General features: G+C 61.0%; 14 protein-coding genes. 1 reads left to right on the plus strand and 13 read right to left on the minus strand.

What is annotated here, in order from left to right; genetic code table 11:
• Nucleotides 1-79: 79 nt before the first annotated feature.
• From ACAX43_RS16860 to ACAX43_RS16880, 5 genes are all read right to left on the minus strand, one after another.
• Nucleotides 80-1,192, minus strand: coding sequence for a zinc-binding dehydrogenase (locus tag ACAX43_RS16860; RefSeq protein ID WP_370709542.1), 1,113 nt, complete (start codon nt 1,190-1,192; stop codon nt 80-82).
• 106 nt (nt 1,193-1,298) lie between these two features.
• Nucleotides 1,299-2,744 carry an aldehyde dehydrogenase family protein gene (locus ACAX43_RS16865; RefSeq protein WP_370709543.1) on the minus strand — a complete coding sequence of 482 codons (1,446 nt, stop codon included), beginning with the start codon at nt 2,742-2,744 and terminating at the stop codon, nt 1,299-1,301.
• 328 nt (nt 2,745-3,072) lie between these two features.
• Nucleotides 3,073-3,852 carry an SDR family NAD(P)-dependent oxidoreductase gene (locus ACAX43_RS16870; RefSeq protein WP_370709544.1) on the minus strand — a complete coding sequence of 260 codons (780 nt, stop codon included), beginning with the start codon at nt 3,850-3,852 and terminating at the stop codon, nt 3,073-3,075.
• Nucleotides 3,853-4,109: 257 nt separating this feature from the next.
• Nucleotides 4,110-5,669, minus strand: a complete 1,560-nt coding sequence (locus ACAX43_RS16875; protein WP_370709545.1) for a methyl-accepting chemotaxis protein — start codon at nt 5,667-5,669, stop codon at nt 4,110-4,112.
• A 270-nt stretch (nt 5,670-5,939) separates the two neighbouring features.
• Complete coding sequence (locus ACAX43_RS16880; RefSeq protein WP_370709546.1) at nt 5,940-6,962, minus strand: chemotaxis protein CheB; 1,023 nt, start codon at nt 6,960-6,962, stop codon at nt 5,940-5,942.
• A gap of 316 nt (nt 6,963-7,278) precedes the next feature.
• On the opposite strand from ACAX43_RS16880, the gene ACAX43_RS16885 reads away from it, so the two are divergent.
• On the plus strand, nt 7,279-9,198 hold the full coding sequence (locus tag ACAX43_RS16885; RefSeq protein ID WP_370709547.1) for a PAS domain S-box protein: 1,920 nt from the start codon (nt 7,279-7,281) through the stop codon (nt 9,196-9,198).
• Between the two features lie 136 nt (nt 9,199-9,334).
• Here ACAX43_RS16885 and ACAX43_RS16890 read toward each other — a convergent pair whose 3' ends face one another.
• The 8 genes from ACAX43_RS16890 to ehuA all read right to left on the minus strand — a co-directional run bounded on the left by ACAX43_RS16890 (nt 9,335) and on the right by ehuA (nt 16,443).
• Nucleotides 9,335-9,946 (minus strand): PilZ domain-containing protein, encoded by a 612-nt coding sequence (locus ACAX43_RS16890; RefSeq protein WP_370709548.1) that lies wholly within the window; start codon nt 9,944-9,946, stop codon nt 9,335-9,337.
• A gap of 763 nt (nt 9,947-10,709) precedes the next feature.
• Nucleotides 10,710-11,366 carry a methyltransferase domain-containing protein gene (locus ACAX43_RS16895; protein ID WP_370709549.1) on the minus strand — a complete coding sequence of 219 codons (657 nt, stop codon included), beginning with the start codon at nt 11,364-11,366 and terminating at the stop codon, nt 10,710-10,712.
• Nucleotides 11,367-11,403: 37 nt separating this feature from the next.
• On the minus strand, nt 11,404-12,264 hold the full coding sequence (locus ACAX43_RS16900) for a class I SAM-dependent methyltransferase (protein WP_370709550.1): 861 nt from the start codon (nt 12,262-12,264) through the stop codon (nt 11,404-11,406).
• A 195-nt stretch (nt 12,265-12,459) separates the two neighbouring features.
• Nucleotides 12,460-13,239: an ectoine utilization protein EutA gene (eutA, locus tag ACAX43_RS16905; protein ID WP_370709551.1), complete on the minus strand. Its 780-nt coding sequence runs from the start codon at nt 13,237-13,239 to the stop codon at nt 12,460-12,462.
• 3 nt (nt 13,240-13,242) lie between these two features.
• Nucleotides 13,243-13,902, minus strand: coding sequence for an ectoine/hydroxyectoine ABC transporter permease subunit EhuD (ehuD, locus tag ACAX43_RS16910; protein ID WP_370709552.1), 660 nt, complete (start codon nt 13,900-13,902; stop codon nt 13,243-13,245).
• A 4-nt stretch (nt 13,903-13,906) separates the two neighbouring features.
• On the minus strand, nt 13,907-14,566 hold the full coding sequence (ehuC, locus tag ACAX43_RS16915; protein WP_370709553.1) for an ectoine/hydroxyectoine ABC transporter permease subunit EhuC: 660 nt from the start codon (nt 14,564-14,566) through the stop codon (nt 13,907-13,909).
• A gap of 73 nt (nt 14,567-14,639) precedes the next feature.
• Nucleotides 14,640-15,482 carry an ectoine/hydroxyectoine ABC transporter substrate-binding protein EhuB gene (gene ehuB / locus ACAX43_RS16920; RefSeq protein WP_370709554.1) on the minus strand — a complete coding sequence of 281 codons (843 nt, stop codon included), beginning with the start codon at nt 15,480-15,482 and terminating at the stop codon, nt 14,640-14,642.
• Nucleotides 15,483-15,540: 58 nt separating this feature from the next.
• On the minus strand, nt 15,541-16,443 hold the full coding sequence (ehuA, locus tag ACAX43_RS16925; protein ID WP_370709555.1) for an ectoine/hydroxyectoine ABC transporter ATP-binding protein EhuA: 903 nt from the start codon (nt 16,441-16,443) through the stop codon (nt 15,541-15,543).
• Nucleotides 16,444-16,466 lie beyond the last annotated feature (23 nt).

Here is a 16,466-nt window from a genome sequence, read left to right on the forward strand (position 1 = left end):
GCGCTGCCGGGCGCTTCCTAACTCTTTCCGGCCGCATTCGGTCCTGCCCTGCCGCCGCCCGCGAGGGGCGGCGCCGATCTCACTCGACCGTGATCACCGGTTTGATTTCCTCGAAATTCTTCATGCGTGTAAGCGCAAGGTTCACGTCCTCGAGCTTGTAGCGGCCCGAGATCATCTGATGGAACGGGAAGTCCTGCTGATGCGCTTCGAGAAACTGGAGCGCGAGCGAATAGCTGCGCGCGTCGCCTGAAAACGAGCCGATGACCTGCAGGTTCTTCTTCACGATCATGGCGGGCTGCATCGTGGTGGACGCTTCGCCGAGCTGGCCGACCACCAGATAACGGCCGCCTTTGCGCGCGAGTGCCAAGCCCTCGGAGAAGGCTGCCGGCACGCCCGTGAATTCCATCACGATGTCCGCGCCGCGGCCCTCGGTATGCGAAAGCACGGTCTCCATCCGCTCGGCCGGCGTCGTGCCTTCAACCGGAATACAGACGTCGGCGCCGAATAGCCTGGCCATTTCCAGACGCGGCGCGGGCGAGCCGACCACGATGATCTTTTTGGCGCCACGCACTCGCGCGTTGGCCGTCGCCAGCAGGCCGAGGGGACCCGCGCCCTGGATCACCACCGTTTCGGTGGGTTCGATCTGGCCGAGCTGCGAGAAGGCGTTCATCACCGAGCGCAGCGCGCAACTCGACAGGCTCGCGAGTTCATTCGGCACCGAATCCGGCACGCGAAGCCGCCCCGCCTGCGGCAGGACGTAACCATATTCGGAGAAACCGCCGAGCAGATACGGCGCTTCCTCGATGTTCTCGTACATGTACGCACGACGGTTCGTGCACAAAGTCGGCTTGCGCGCGGTCGTGCAGAAGTAGCAGCCACCACACGACGTATGCGTGTATACGACACGGTCGCCGACCTTCAGCGGCGTGCCGACCGAATCGGTCATCACACCTGCGCCGGCGCGAATCACCCGGCCGACCATCTCATGCCCGATGATCACCGGCAGATTCACTTTCAACGACAGCGAGCCCTGCCAGAGATGCACGTCGGTACCACAGATCGAACACATCTCGATCTTCACGAGCGCGGCGCCCGGTTCTGTCTCGCGCGGCACGGGCACTTCTTCGATGCGCAGCGGTGCCTTGAATTCGCGCAGTACGGCGGCGCGGGAAAACTCTGGAACTGCGGTCATGCGCACGGTCTCCTGATTCTGATATCGCTTGTCTGCAGGGTTGCCTGTTTCTTTGATGCCGGCCCACGGGTTCAATGCCTGCGGGCCGGCAAATAAGCCCGCGCGTTCAGCCGTGGCGCAGCACGATGGTCTTCGCCACCGTGTACTCCTTGAGCGCTTCGAGTCCCTTCTCGCGCCCATGGCCGCTGCGCTTGACTCCGCCGAACGGCAGCTCGATACCACCGCCCGCGCCATAGTTGTTGATGAACACCTGGCCCACGCGCAGCTTCTTGGCGACGCGCATCTGCCGCGCACCGTTCTCCGTCCACAAACCGGCTACGAGTCCGTATGCAGTCCCGTTCGCGATCTCGATCGCTTCGGCCTCGTCGTCGAATGGAATGGCGGCGAGTACCGGACCGAAGACTTCGTCCTGAGCGAGTTCGTGATCCGGCGGCACAGGGCCGAACAGCGTGGGCCGCACGAAGTAACCGGTTTTCACCGCGCTCGCATCGAGATTGCCCTGCGCCAGCACGCCGATGCCGCTGTCGCGTGCGCGGTCGAGAAAGCCTTGCACCTTGCCCGCCTGCGTGCTGTTGATCACGGGTCCACATTCGAGGTCCGCGGCGGGTGCGCCGACGCGAATCGCCGACATGCGGGCCACCAGCATGCTGACGAAACGATCGTACGCAGAACGTTGTATCAGCACGCGGCTGCCCGCCGAACACGTTTGCCCCGCGTTTTGAACGATGACGCCGACAATGGTTTGCGCGGCGCGCTCGAAATCGGCGTCGTCGAAAACGATCTGCGGCGACTTGCCGCCCAGTTCCAGTACGCAAGGCACGTGGTTCTTCGCCGCCGCCGTCTGGATCAATGTGCCGACCTCGGGTGAGCCGGTGAACGACAGGAAATCGACGTCAGGATGCTGGGAGAGTGCGGCGCCGGCTTCCTCGCCCAGACCGGTCACGAGATTGAGCACGCCGGCCGGCAGACCGGCTTGCGCCGCCAGCGTGGTCAAGTGGATGCAACTCATGCTGGCATCCTCCGCCGGCTTCAGGATCGCCGTGTTGCCGGTGGCGAGCGCGGGCCCAAGCGTGCGGCCGAACATCGAGGCCGGATAGTTCCATGGAATGATCAGACCGACCACGCCGCGCGCTTCGCGCTGGACGGTGACCTGATAGCCGTCGAGAAACGGCAGCACGTCGCCTACGACCTTGTCGGCCGCGCCCGCGTAGAACTCGAAGTAACGCGCCGTCGCCTTGATGTCGGTACGCGCCTGGGTGATCGGCTTGCCGGTGTCACGCGCTTCGAGCTGCGCGAGTGCTTCGCTGTTCGCGAGAATCAGGTCGGACAGTTTCGTCAGAATGCGGCCACGTTCGAAGCCGGCCATCGTGCCCCACTCGCCGGCTAGTGCGCGACGCGCGGCGGCCACTGCCCGGCCGATTTCCTGACTGCCGCCGCGCGAAATGGCGGCGAATACTTCGCCGTCAGTCGGCGAACGTACATCGATGACTTGCGCGGAATCCGCGCTCGACCACTCGCCCGCTATAAAGATTGTCTGAGCCTGGGCAGGCATGCTGTGTCTCCTGATCTATGCAATGCGGTTTTGTTTCCAGATCGCCGTGCTTCATGTTGTTCGATGAAGCGCGGCACGCAAACGCCTTGTGTGAAAAAAAGTATAAGGAGTTCGACATAACCGCAACAAATACGAATTGACAATAGAGGATATAAAACTCACCTATGTCGGTAGAACTACCTGCTTCGCCAGGCCTGACCCGTGGCGCCTCACGCCAGCATGGCTCGCGCTGCGGCGAGGCGACTTGCGAGCTCGCCGCCCCGTATAGTGGCCGTACCTATACCGCTTGAATGGCTGACGATGCTGGCGGTGTGTACCCGCAGCGCGTCTAGACGGCGCCCGCGCCCCACGACAGAAATCCGCCGTCCACGGGCAGCACGACACCGTTCACATAGGCGGCGTCGTCGGAGGCGAGATAGCAGATGGCGGCGGCGATTTCCGAAGTCGAGCCATAGCGCTTCATCGGGATCGCGCGCGAGTACTCTTCACGGAATTGGGCGGAATGCAGTGCCTTGGTCATCGGCGTGTCGACCGGGCCTGGTGAGACGGCGTTCGCGGTAATCCCGTACTCGCACAACTCGACGGCCATCTGCCGGGTCAGCGCGATCACTGCGCCCTTCGACGTGCCGTAAGCGGTACGGCCGGTGCCCACCGCGCGCATGCCGGCCACCGACGCGATGTTGACAATGCGTCCCCAACCGTTGGTCTTCATCAACCTGGCCGCGTGCTGGGCGCATAGCAGCGTGCCGGTGACGTTAACCTGCATGGTCCTGAGGAATACGTCGAGCGGGTAATCGATGAACGGCAGCATCGTGGCGATGCCCGCACCATTGACCAGCACGTCACAACGGCCGTGATCGCGCGCAATCGCCGCAAAACCCTCGGCGATCGATGCGGCGTCGCCCACGTCCATGCGCACGGCGGAAGCCGACAGTTGTTGCGCCTGCAACTTTGCAACCGTTTCATCCGCCGCGCCGCGATTGATGTCCGAGAGCACCACGTGATAGCCGCTACGCGCGAGTCTTTCCGCCACGTCGGCGCCTATACCCATCGCGCCGCCCGTCACAACCGCTACCCTGCCCCGCCCGCCTTCGCTCTGCTGTTCCACCTCGTCTCCTTTCTATCTGGCGATCGGCCCGGGATACGGCGATCGCGGTTGGCAAGTCTGGTAGACAAATTATCGGAGTCGAAGGGTCCCGGCTCAATGGATATTAAGGCCGGGTATTGTGAGGAAAAGTCACTGCGGGCGCCAAGTGGCAGGCGGGACGTCCGCCTTTTCGGCTTTTACGCGCGGCGCGAAGGCGGCTCGATCGAAGGCAACGCGCCGGTTTGTCCGAATGCTGCGCGCCGCCATCCGGCACATCGTCAGACCGTCTCGCCTTGCAGGCGGAACACGTTGACCACGTCGCGCAACATCTGCGCCTGTTCCTGCATCGATTGCGCGGCGGCAGCGGCTTCTTCGACCATCGCCGCGTTTTGCTGCGTGGTCTCGTCCATTTGCGCAATGGCGACGTTGACCTGCTCGATGCCGCGGCTTTGTTCCTCGGAGGCCGCCGAGATTTCGCTGATGATGTCGTTGACGCGCTTCACTGCGTCAACGAGCGAATGCATCGTGCCGCCCGCTTTTTCGACGAGCGCCTTGCCGTCGTCGACTCGTTCCACCGAGTCCTCGATCAGGCTCTTGATCTCCTTCGCCGCATCCGAACTGCGGCGCGCAAGATTGCGCACTTCGCCCGCTACCACTGCGAAGCCGCGCCCTTCTTCGCCGGCACGCGCGGCTTCGACGGCCGCGTTCAACGCGAGAATATTGGTCTGAAACGCAATGCTTTCGATGACCGAGATGATGTCGACCACGCGCGCCGAACTCGCCGCGATGTTCTGCATGTTCGCGACCACCTGCTCGACGACCTCGCCGCCTTCGCCCGCGAGCTTCGATGCGCTGAGCGCCATCCGGTTCGCCTGCAATGCATTGTCGGCGTTCTGCTTCACGGTCGCCGTGAGTTGCTCCATGCTCGCTGCGGTTTCGCCCAGCGACGACGCCTGCTCTTCAGTACGCGCCGACAGATCGAGATTGCCCGCCGCGATCTGCTCCGCCGCGACGGTGATCGTTTCAGTGCCGCCGCGAATGCGCCCGATCGTGTCCGCCAACCGGCTCTGCATGCGCTGCATCGCGAACAACATGCTTTGCTTATCGCCGCTACCTAATGCAACAGGACGCGACAGATCGCCGTCCGCGATGGTTTCCGCCACGTGCGCCGCATACGCCGGCTCGCCGCCCAGACTGCGTTTCACGTTGCGGATGATCAGCACAAGCGCGATCGTGCTGAAGCTCCCTATCAAGAGAATGGTGATCAGATAACGCAGCAGATCGGCGCGGAACGCTTCGTTGATGTCGTTCACGTAGACGCCCGACATCAGATACCAGTCCCACGCGTCGAAGCGTTTGACGAAGCTGATTTTCGGCACATGTTCAGTCTTGCCAGGCAATCTCGCCATATAGCCGACGAAGCCCTGGCCTTGCGACTGCGCGAGCTTGACCATGTCGACGAACAGCAGCTTGCCGTCGGGATCCGCGTAGTGTGTGACGTCCTTGTTGCGCAGATCGGCGAGCGTCGGATGCATGATGACGACCGGTGTCGCCGTCGTGATCATCATGTAGCCATTGCCGGGATAGCGCATCACCGACAGTCGCTCCATTGCCTGTTGCTTCGCCTGATCGAGCGTCAGTTCGTGCCGATCGACGAGTTTCGCGTAGTCGGCCACGATGCCGTACGCGCATTCGACCACGTTTTGCACCGCCGACTTGCGCTCCGACAGCATGGTCGTGCGCGACTGCCACGCCGCCCAGCCGCCGAGACCCAGCAGGCCAAGCCACGTAATCAATAAGGCAAGCCACAGTTTGGTATTCAAGCTAATTCGGTTCACGCCGCGTTCTCCATAGCCAGCCATCGCCGGCCCAATCGCCAGGTTCAGGGTTAAAAACCACACTGGCGCTGCAACGAATGCGCGAGCCGTCAGCGGGTTGACACTGATTAACGGCGTGGCAGCGCGCTATCTGAATCAGGAAACACCCGAACTGGGTGATGCGCTGCCCCGCCTGGCTATCAATCGGCTTTCAATGAGAATGCGGGGCGAAGGCGGCGATTGCCGACGGCTCCATCACACGAGCAATGCGGCTCCTGTGCATCGCATGCTTCAGGAGTTCGGGTCATGTCCGAAGAAATCCGGATCAAGAACAAGCTCCCTTATCGGATTCAGGCGCCGTTCCGCTTCGTCGGCCTGGGTTCTGCAGCGCCCAGCCTCTTCCAGGTTGCCTGTTCCTTCGGCCGTAGCGGCCATGTGGCGAAGCAACATGATGCGCTCTTCGACCGCTCGGAGCGTATCCCACAAGCCGATGTCAATCGCCGCGTTGACCCCGGCGATGAGCGTCTTCATTGAAAAGGCGTGCCCCGTGTGGCAACGGAATCGCACAATGGACCCTTCGTTTATTTGAACAAGAACGCCATGGCAGTCCGGGCAGGTGTACTTCGAGACCGGCCCGAGGTCCATAACGCCGTTTTCGATTCCCTTACCACTCGCCGAGATCTGGTTTTCGCGCTCCATCCGCCACTTGCCGCCGATCGTGGCTGCCGGTTCGTATTCTTCGGATACACTCGCCGCAATTTTGCCTGCAAGCGCCGCTACTGGCCCGACGAAGTCGACATCGACGTGTTGAATGGCACTTTCCGGCATCGAACTGAAATCGGCTTCAGCGGGCTCCTGGACAAAGGCAAGCCCGCCACGATCCTTGATTGCCCAAAGCCCGGCGGTCCCGTCGTCGAGCGCTCCAGTGAGTACTGCGCCGATTACGCGGTCGCCGAACCATGCTGCCGCGGAACGGAATAGAACGTCAACTGAGGGGCGCGCGCGGCTCTCCTTGGGACCCCGAGTTAGTCGTATTACTCCGTTCTCGACCATCAAGTGTCTGTCAGCGACGGCAACGTGCACCGTGCCTGCCTGCAACGCCGAGCCATCAACTGCGGGGCTCACATGGAGTCCGGTGGTTCTGGCAATAATTTCATGCAATTTGCTCGGAGCGTATGGCGGCGTATGCTGGACGACGAGCACTGCGGCAGGCAGATCATGAGGAAGCAAGCCGAAGAGGTCACGTAACGTCTGGACGCCCCCGGCCGAGGTGCCAATGACGACAATATTGCGTCTATCCAGTCTGAGTTCCATCGTCCACCCTCCCGAAGGTTGATAAAGGCGAAAGCAGGCGCCGACGCACACACGCGCCGGCGACAGCCTTGCCACCGCCTGCAACATTCATACACATTACATCCACTTTCCTGCGGCGGTGCGACGCCTTTGCAGGGCGGTCGCGGCCAGATGCTCGAGCAGAGCTTCATCTCAGAGGCCACCGGTCGCCCATCCGAAGGCCTCCATCGCGTCGAACCGGCGTTTCAAGCCAATCCCACCTGACTCAGCCATAGGCCGAAGCCGACGTTACAATAGGACAGCCGTCCTACCCCTTTCATCCTTTCGCACACTGACAATGATTACTCGTCAAGGCCCGCCGCTGGATGCACTGAGCGACGCGCAGCGGTTCGAACTGCTCGTCACCAGTGTGAAGGACTACGCGATCTACATGCTGGATACGGCCGGCTTCATCGTCAGCTGGAACGCCGGCGCGGAGCGCTTCAAGGGTTACACAGCGAGCGAGGTGATCGGCAGGCACTTCTCCATGTTTTACACAGAAGAAGAGAAGCAGTCAGGCGTGCCCCAAAGGGCTTTGGACACATCTGCTGAACATGGCGCGTTCGAGGCCGAAGGGTGGCGTTTGCGCAAGGATGGTTCGCGCTTCTGGGCCAGTGTCGTCATCGATCCGATTCGCGACCCAACCGGCGTCCTGATCGGGTTTGCGAAAGTAACGCGCGACATCTCAGAGCGCAAGGCGGCGCAGGAGGCGTTGCGCCACAGCGAGCAGCAGTTTCGCCTCCTCGTCCAGGGCGTGACGGACTACGCACTCTACATGTTGTCTCCGGCAGGTGAGGTTGTCAGCTGGAACGCCGGCGCCGAGCGCATCAAGGGGTATCAGGCTGGCGAAATCATCGGCAAACACTTCTCGCGTTTTTATACCGAGGAGGACCGCGCCTCCGGGACGCCTGCAAGGACGCTGGCCATTGCTGCAAAAGACGGTCGGGCGGAGCTGGAAGGGTGGCGGCTTCGCAAGGATGGAAGCCGGTTCTGGGCTCACGTGATCGTAGACGCGATCCGGGACCAACAAGGGACGCTGATCGGTTTCGCAAAAATCACGCGCGACGTTACCGAACGCAGGAAAGCTGCGGCGGCGTTGGATCAGGCCAATCAGGCGCTTGCCCATGCGCAGAAAATGGAAGCCATCGGTCAGCTTACGGGCGGTGTGGCACACGATTTCAATAACCTCCTGGCCGTCCTGGCGAACGGTTTGCAGGTGCTCACCGCGCAGTCGCGAACACATCTGGACGCCAAAATGATCCAGACCATGCAGCGCGCCGTGGATCGTGGGGCGTCCCTCACCCAGCAGCTTCTCACTTTCGCCCGCCAACAGCCGCTAAAAGCCGAGAGGCTTCATCTCAATGGGCTGATCCGCGAGTTCGAGCCCATGCTACAACGTGTGGGAACCGCGTCGATCAAGTGTGAAGTCCGGCCCGCTTTCCAAAATCTGACGGTTTTGCTGGATGTCCCGCAGTTCGAGGCGGCTCTACTCAATCTCGTGGCTAATTCACGCGACGCGATGCCCGACGGCGGGGAAATCGTCATTAGCATAGAGCGGGTCGAACTCCCCGAGGGTGCGGTTGGCACCCTTCCAGCCGGTGCATATGCCAGAGTCTCGGTCACGGACACTGGCACGGGTATGCCGAAGCAGGTGGCAATGCGCGCGCTGGATCCCTTTTTTACGACCAAGGAACCAGGACGCGGAACGGGCCTCGGCTTAAGTCAGGTGTATGGATTCGTCACCCAATCGGGGGGTGACCTCGTGATCAGAAGCGTCGAGGGTGAAGGGACCACCATCGAGCTCTATTTCCCCCTCGTCGAGCAAGACGCGAACAGCGCAGACGAGTATGCCGCCCGCTTGTCCGTCGAGACCGTGTTGCTGGTCGACGATGAACCCGATTTGCTAGCGGCGGCTTCGGAACTGTTCCAGAGTATCGGCTATGAGGTCGTCGTGGCCGGTAACGCGTCGGACGCGGTTGAAATACTGAAGGCTAACCCCTCCATTGATATCCTGTTCAGCGATATCGTGATGGGGCAAGGGATGAGCGGTATCGAACTGGCTCGGCTTGTGAGCCACGACTATCCTGCTGTCAAGATCGTGTTGAGTTCCGGCTATCCGCTGGCGGCGCTTCGCCGCGACCACGGTGAGCTTGGCGAATTCACATTTATACACAAGCCCTATCGTCTGGCGGATCTGGCGAAGGCACTCCGCGCGTAGCGCCCGGTTCCGTACTGGTCCCCGGGTTGCCGGCACGACGGGGAGCTCATTCGAACCAGCGCGCCACTGACTGTCGCGCACACGATCGAACGTCGCGTCGCGCATCGTAGCCGTCGCAAAAGCATATGAACGGCCGCTAGGAAGCCGCGCCGGTCGCCGCCTCGAAGACGAAGTCCTTCACCAGTCGCCTGGTCTTATCGCTCAATGCCCCGAACTCGGCGCCAATCAACGTCGCTTCTTCGCGCTGGCTGCGGTTACGCGCGACGCAGTTCAGCATGACCGCCTGAAAGCGCCCATTGATGCACAAGCGGATAGACAGCTGGAAATGCTCCCCGACATTCAGGCTCACACTGCTTAGCGATAGCCGCAACCCGCTGAGACTGAGATTGACGATCGACGCGTCAAATCCCGATGTCATGCCGTCGTTTCGAAGCAGGCGGCCGGTCAGTGCTGTCTTCACCCGGAAATGCTGCCGCAGGGTTACTTTGCTGACAGCTTGCGGGTAATCGAGGGTCACTATTTCGAAAGGCGCCGCACTGCGCCCGACAGCTCTGGTGGAAAAACGGTAGATGTTGCGTCCGAACAGGATCTTCACTTCGACTTCCGTGCCCGGCAGCAGCGCCTCGAAATGGCTGTCCACAGTGATCAACAGTCCTCGCCCGCTGACGACTCCGACGAGGTTCGACGCAATCGGCACGCCATCCCCGCCGACGATGCTCAGGTGGAACGCCTCAGGTTTGACGATCATTGCGGGGAAGTCCGTATTCGTCGCAATCGGAGCTTCGGACGGTCTGCGAGTGGGCGTGAAGACGGGAAGCCGTGATCCGGCTTCAGATGTTGGGCGGGAAGGTATGCTCTGGTCCCGGAACGCGCCCACATCGAATAACCTGTCGATCTGCGACGCGCTCTGCAGTACGTACCCCTTACTAAGCAAGAGCTTTCCCGCCGCCGAATAGACCGAGAATTCAAGCGGAGCCCCCAGCTTCACCTCACGTAGCGATACTTTGACTAAAGTCATGGCGATATATTTTTTTTCGTTGATTGACCAAGCGCCGTGCAAGCATCCGGGCGCGCCCCGTACCCAGCAAAAATCGGTCCTGCAGGCGGAACTCTAGTTGCGGCGGACTGATAATCAAGTGCGCTACGACACATTCAAAGTGCAGTCGGTACTCGACCGAGTCCCCGCAGGCAGTATGCAACCGGATAGAAAAAACAGATAGGACCGCAAACGTTTGGCAACGTGAAGAATATTTATCGCGCGGCTGTACCCTTGAGCATGAGGTAAATCCAACTTGTGACGTGGGCTTGCTTGAGCAATTTTTGCCGATATCCCGCTACATGGTGTCGCGGCCCCCAGTGGTTGGGTACGCCTTCCGAAAGCCGCCGGTCAATGCCTCAGTATGTGTAAGAAAAGGCGCTCTGCAATGGCGCCAGAATTGCCTTCGATACATATTCATGGGGGTGTGGGATGACTATTGCTATCTGGATCCGGCTACGGGTGTTTCGAATAATTATTTTTGAGCCTCAAAATCCCAGAGAAAATACGAAAGCGCTCCCCGTTTTGCACGTCGTTTTCTGGACATCTCCTGACGCAAGCTCAGTTTGGTGGAAGTCTGTACAAGTTCCGGTATTGTCCATTCAGCCGTGATCACGCGGAAAGATCCAGTGAATCCATACATTCTCCCAAGCGGTTCGGCACCGGTAAAATAATCGTGCGTCGTGTCCGTCAGAATGTTGACGTGGGTTGGATCCTGGAACGCAGCTCTAGATGGATAACATGGCGTCAAGGCATAGAATCGTCCGCCAGGTTTGAGCACGCGCCAAATCTCATTCATCAAGGTAATGAATGGGTTAATTGTGGATTTCCCGTCGGCGCTCGACAGTATTCTTGGAATGTGTTCCAGAAAATCGAAGGCCGAGACGGAGTCAAACTGATCGCTGTCGAATGGTATTTTTTCGACAGCAAGATTGGCGCATTTGATTTCATCTGTTCCGACAACGGAGAGTGGCCGTATGTCGACGCCGCAAATTTTCGATTTTCCATACGGGTTGTGGGGGCGAGTGCCGCAGCCCAAATCAAGGTGAACGCCCTCCGTGATGCTCACACGTGCCGGGTTTTGCCCGGTCAGAAAAGACTTATTGAGGAACACAGAAAAAGCCTCGCTCATTCGTACGGTCATCTGGGTCGGCCGGCGTGCGGGCCAACTACGTAGTTGCCACCAGCAATTCTTCCGCATTGTTTGGCGGGCGCAAATCGTCTGTCCTGCTCGCGAAGTAGCGCCGGGTGAGGTCCGCCGCCGAGACATGCCGTGCGTCCTTAAAGCCCGCTTCGTGGGCCAGCGCCACGATCTCCGGCGGGGTGAAGAAGCTGAGGAACGGTGTCCCGCTTGCTCGCGCGCCCTTCTCCGCCATCTCGAGCCCGGGGCGCACCTCGGGGTCGGCCAGCTCCAGCGGGAGCAGGAATGTCATAGCGAGCGTCGATTGTGGAGCGAGGGCCGCGACTTGACGCAGCGTGGCCGCGTTCGCCTCCCTCGTGAGATACATGCTGACGCCCGTGGAGACCACGATTGCCGGCTTGCTGTCGTCGAAACCGGCAGTCACGAGCCGGTCCCGCCAGGCCTCCCCCGCCTCGAAATCGACCGGCACGAAACGCAGCCAGTCGGGGACGCCAAAGCCGAGCTCGATCAGGCGCTGACGCTTCCACGCCTGAGGACCTGGCTGGTCGACCTCGAACACCCTGAGGCGGGACGCGATCTCCGGCCTCCGCTGTGCGAAGCTGTCAAGGCCGGCACCGAGAATGACATACTGACCAAGCCCGCGGCCGGTCTCTTTCACGACCAGGTCCTCGATGAAGCGGGCACGAGCCACGATTGAGGCGCGGAAGAGACGCGTAAACTGCGGGTCCATGTCTCCACGGCTGCGCCAGCCCTCGTCCGGAGCCAGTAGCTTAAGGCCGATTTCGTCTTCCAGTACATACGGCGGCGGGTCGGCTTCGACATGCAGAGCGCGCCACAAGGCAACGCGCGCTGCTGTGCTGTCCGGCGCAACATCTCGCTTGTCGTTCATGACTGTCAATCCTGCTTGTTCGTTTTCGCGCGAAGCTGACCCGACCAGTACTGTGCCACGCTATACAGGAAACCGTTGTTGCTTAGGCCTGCTGGCGATTGGCAAAGCACGTCTCACTCAGCATCAGCATGTAGAAACGCGGATAAGCAGCAAGAATATCACCTGCCCGAACTCAGCGACAAACCGCGTCCATGCCTAGGTCAGAGAGGCAGGCAGCGGCAGCGTCATCAACCGTCCTCGCGCAGGGTTGGCCGCGCTGTCGCCGCAAAGACGCAAACACATCCACGCAGTGGCGAGATTGCTGCTCACGACCGCCTTGCCAATCGACGCCTCGATTCGCGCGATGACCGCCGCTGCCCGCACAGCCGTGCAGGAAATGAAGAGCGCATCGGATTCTTCCGCGATCGCGTCAAGCGCGAACGCGACGATATCGTCGTGCGAAATCCGCGCCATCTCACGGTCATCGGTCAAGCCGATGCACGTGAAGCGGTCGATGATAAAACCTTGTGCGGCAAAGTACTCGGCCATTGGTTGGCTGGTTTCAACGGTATAGGGCGTCAGCACGCTGATGCGGCGCGCGCCGAGCGCTTTTAGCGCGGTGACCGCGGCGGCCGTGGGCGTGACGACCTGTGCTTCGGGTTTCGCCGCATGAATTGCCCGTTCGATCTCCGCGTCGCCGATCATGACGGACGCCGACGTGCACGAGTACATCACCACGTCGAGCGCTTCGTCAGGCAGAATCAGCGCCGCACCCGCGGTCAGCGAAGGCTGCATCGCGCGCAGATTGTCCGGCGTGACCGGGTTTGCGTATGGCACGCGGTTCACGTAGACGCTGATCCGCTCATTCGCGACGAGCGTCGCAAAGTCCGGTTCGGTCGTGTGATCGGTGGCGAGGATCACAAGGCCGATGCGTTTTTCGAAGGCGCGTTCGTCCAGAACCGGCACCTGGTTCAGCGAATGGATGGTAGTCGGCATTGCTTAGTGCCCGAGATTGGGAAAACGTTTTTCGAGCAGTCTCACGCCAATCACCGCGACCAGACTGATACACAGAAACAGCACGCCGACGAGCGTCATGGGTTCGAGGTAACGGTAGTCCGTGTTCGCGACGATCTTCGCCTCGTTCATCAATTCGAGCACAGTAATCGCCGAGAGCAACGGCGTTTCCTTGAACATCGAAATCAGATAGTTCGCGAGCGCGGGCAGCATCGGGGGCACTGCTTCGGGCAAGATGACGTGCTGCCACATCTGCGCCGGACTCAGGTTGCACGCCTTGGCGGCTTCCCATTGCCCACGGGGTACGTTTTCGATGCCGGTCCGATAGACCTCGGCCGTATACGTCGCGTAATGAACGCCGAGCGCGAGCACACCGGCGGCGAGCGCCGGCATTCGGATGCCGATATCGGGCAGCACATAGAAAACAAAGTAAAGTTGCACGAGCAACGGTGTGCCGCGAATAAAGCTCGCCGCGGCCGTGGTGGTCCGCGACACCGCGCGATTCGGCGAAAGCCGCAAGATCGCGAACGCCATGCCGACCACCGCCGCCACCACCGCGCCGAGCAAGGTCGCGAGCACGGTGATCTTCAGACCTTGCAGCAAGATCGGCATGATCTCGCGCGCGAAACTCCAGTCCCATTCCATACGGTTATCTCCTCATCCCGTCGAGACCAAAGGTCATCCGGCGTTCCAACTTGCGCACGCCGAACGAAATCAGGCAGGCCATTGCGAAGTACAGCGCGAGAATCGTCGTGAACGGTATCAACGTATTACCGGTTTGCGAGCGTACAACCTGTGCCTGGAATGTCATGTCGCCAAGCGAGATCAATGACACGACTGCCGTGCCCTTGAGCAACTCGATCGCGTTATTGCCGAAGGTCGGCAGCATCAGCGGCAAGGCTTGTGGCAGGATCACGTGACGCATGCGCTGATAGGTGGACAAATTCAACGCGATGCATGCCCCCCTCTGCTCCTGGCCGATTGCGACGACCGCGCCACGCACCACTTCGGCGCCGTAGGCGCCCACGTTCAAGCCGAGTGCGAGCACACCGGCCTGCAGCGGCGTGAGCGTGAATCCGGCCATCGGCAAGACGAAATACGCCCAGAACAACTGAACGAAAACCGACGTGCCGCGAAAAAACTCGATATACGACGTGGCGAGCGCGCGCACCGCAAAGAATGGCGACAGCCGCCCGAGCCCGGCGACGAACGCCATCACGAGCGCAAGCACCGTCCCCATCACAGTGAGTTCAACGGTTGCCTCCGCGCCTTTCAGAATCAGCAGCAGATAGCCGGACCAGTCGTTCATAAGCGCACCTCGTAGGCTACGGAATGGCCGTTTGGCGTGCTACTGCATGGCGCACCAGACGGCCCGGGCAGATTTAGTTCTTCGCCGCGCACAGCTTGTCACGGCTTGTCGACATCGCCGCCTTTGCCGAGAACCCGTACGGCTCGACGATCTTCGCGAACTCGCCGGACTCCTTCATCTTCTTCAGTTCGACGTCGAAAGCATCGCGCAGCGCGGTGTCCTGCTTGCGGAACGCCACGCCGTCGCATTGCACGGGGGTGCCTTGCACGGGTGCGATCGATTCGAGATTGGCGTCTTTCGCTTTCGAGAGCAGATCGCTGATCGACAACAGCGGCAGCGCGAACGCGTCGATGCGGCCGTCCTGCAGCATCTTCAGGCCACTCTGACCGTCCGGCACGATGATGACGCGCTCGGTCGGAATATGCGCGGCGGTCGCGAGTTTCTGTTCGGTCGTGCCACCTTCCACGCCGATCATAGCCTTGGGATCCTTGGCGATTTCCTCATAGGTCTTGATGCTCTTGGTGTTGCCCTTCTTGACGGCAAACGCCTCCACCGCGCACAGCACCGGTTCCGAGTACGCGACGGCCGCGCAGCGCTGCGGCGTCATGAAGAGACCGGCCGCGATCGCATCGTGCCGCCCCACCGCGAGGCCAGGAATCATCGCGCCATACTCGGAGATCGACGCGACGATATCGTTGACGCCCAGCTTCCTGAAGACCGCACGCGCCACATCAGGCGCGGCGCCCGTCACCTTGCCGTCGGCACCGACCGCGGTGAACGGCGGTTCGTTGGCGATCGCGATACGCGCGAAGCCCTGCTCCTTGAGTTGCGCGAGTTTGTCTTGCGCCGCGACCGCGACGCCAGTCAAGGTCAGCAGCGACAACGTCCCCGTGATCAGAATCCCCTTCAATTTCATGATTTTTGGCTCCTAAAGCGTGGTGGTGTGCAACGGTGAGGGTGTGTGGCGAGGTCGATCAGATGCGGTGACCCGCGGCGATGATCTTGCGGAGGAACGCCTGGGTACGTTCATGCTCGGGATGACTGAAGATATCTTCGGGCTTGCCTTCCTCCACGATCCTGCCGCGGTCGAAAAACAGCACGCGGTCGGCAAAATCGTGCGCAAACCCCATTTCATGCGTGACGAGCAGCATTGTCATGTCGGTTTCCTTGGCGAGCCGCTGCATCACGTTCAGCACTTCTTCTACAAGCTCCGGGTCAAGCGCCGACGTCACTTCGTCGAAAAGCATGATCTTGGGTGCGAGGGCCAGCGCCCGCGCAATCGCCACGCGTTGCTTCTGGCCGCCGGAGAGCTGCGCGGGACGGCTCTGTGCCTTATCCACCATCCCGACCATGTCGAGCAGTTCCAGCGCGCGCTTTTCCGCCGACTCGCGGCTCTCGCCCTTGGTCAGCATTGGCGCGAGCGTCACGTTATCGAGCACGCTCTTGTGCGGAAACAGGTTGAAGTGCTGGAAGACCATGCCGATCTTCTCGCGCATCTTCTGCAGGTGCCGCTCGTTCGCGGGCACCATCTGGCCGCCGCGCGGCATATGGAACAGCTGTTCGCCGTCCACTTCGATGTGGCCGCCATTGATCGATTCGAGCGTCATCAGAATGCGCAGGATCGTGGTCTTGCCTGAACCCGACGGACCGATCAGCGCGAGCTTCTCGCCCGGCATCACATCGAGCGAGAGTTCATCGAGCACGGTCAGGGCGCCGTAACGCTTCGTGATGCGATCTATGCTGATCAACGGCTTGGTCATCGGCGCCTCCCGGCGTGGCGCAAAGGTGTCGTCAGGTGCCGCCGGAAAGTCCGACGGAAGGGTCGCCGGGGCGATGCCTGAAGCGCCCAGCATGTCGGTGACTCGCGCGGTTTTCATATCAATTCGGTTCCCATTCGTCT

Source organism: Paraburkholderia sp. IW21 (assembly GCF_041321145.1).
In the GTDB taxonomy this organism is placed as follows: domain Bacteria; phylum Pseudomonadota; class Gammaproteobacteria; order Burkholderiales; family Burkholderiaceae; genus Paraburkholderia.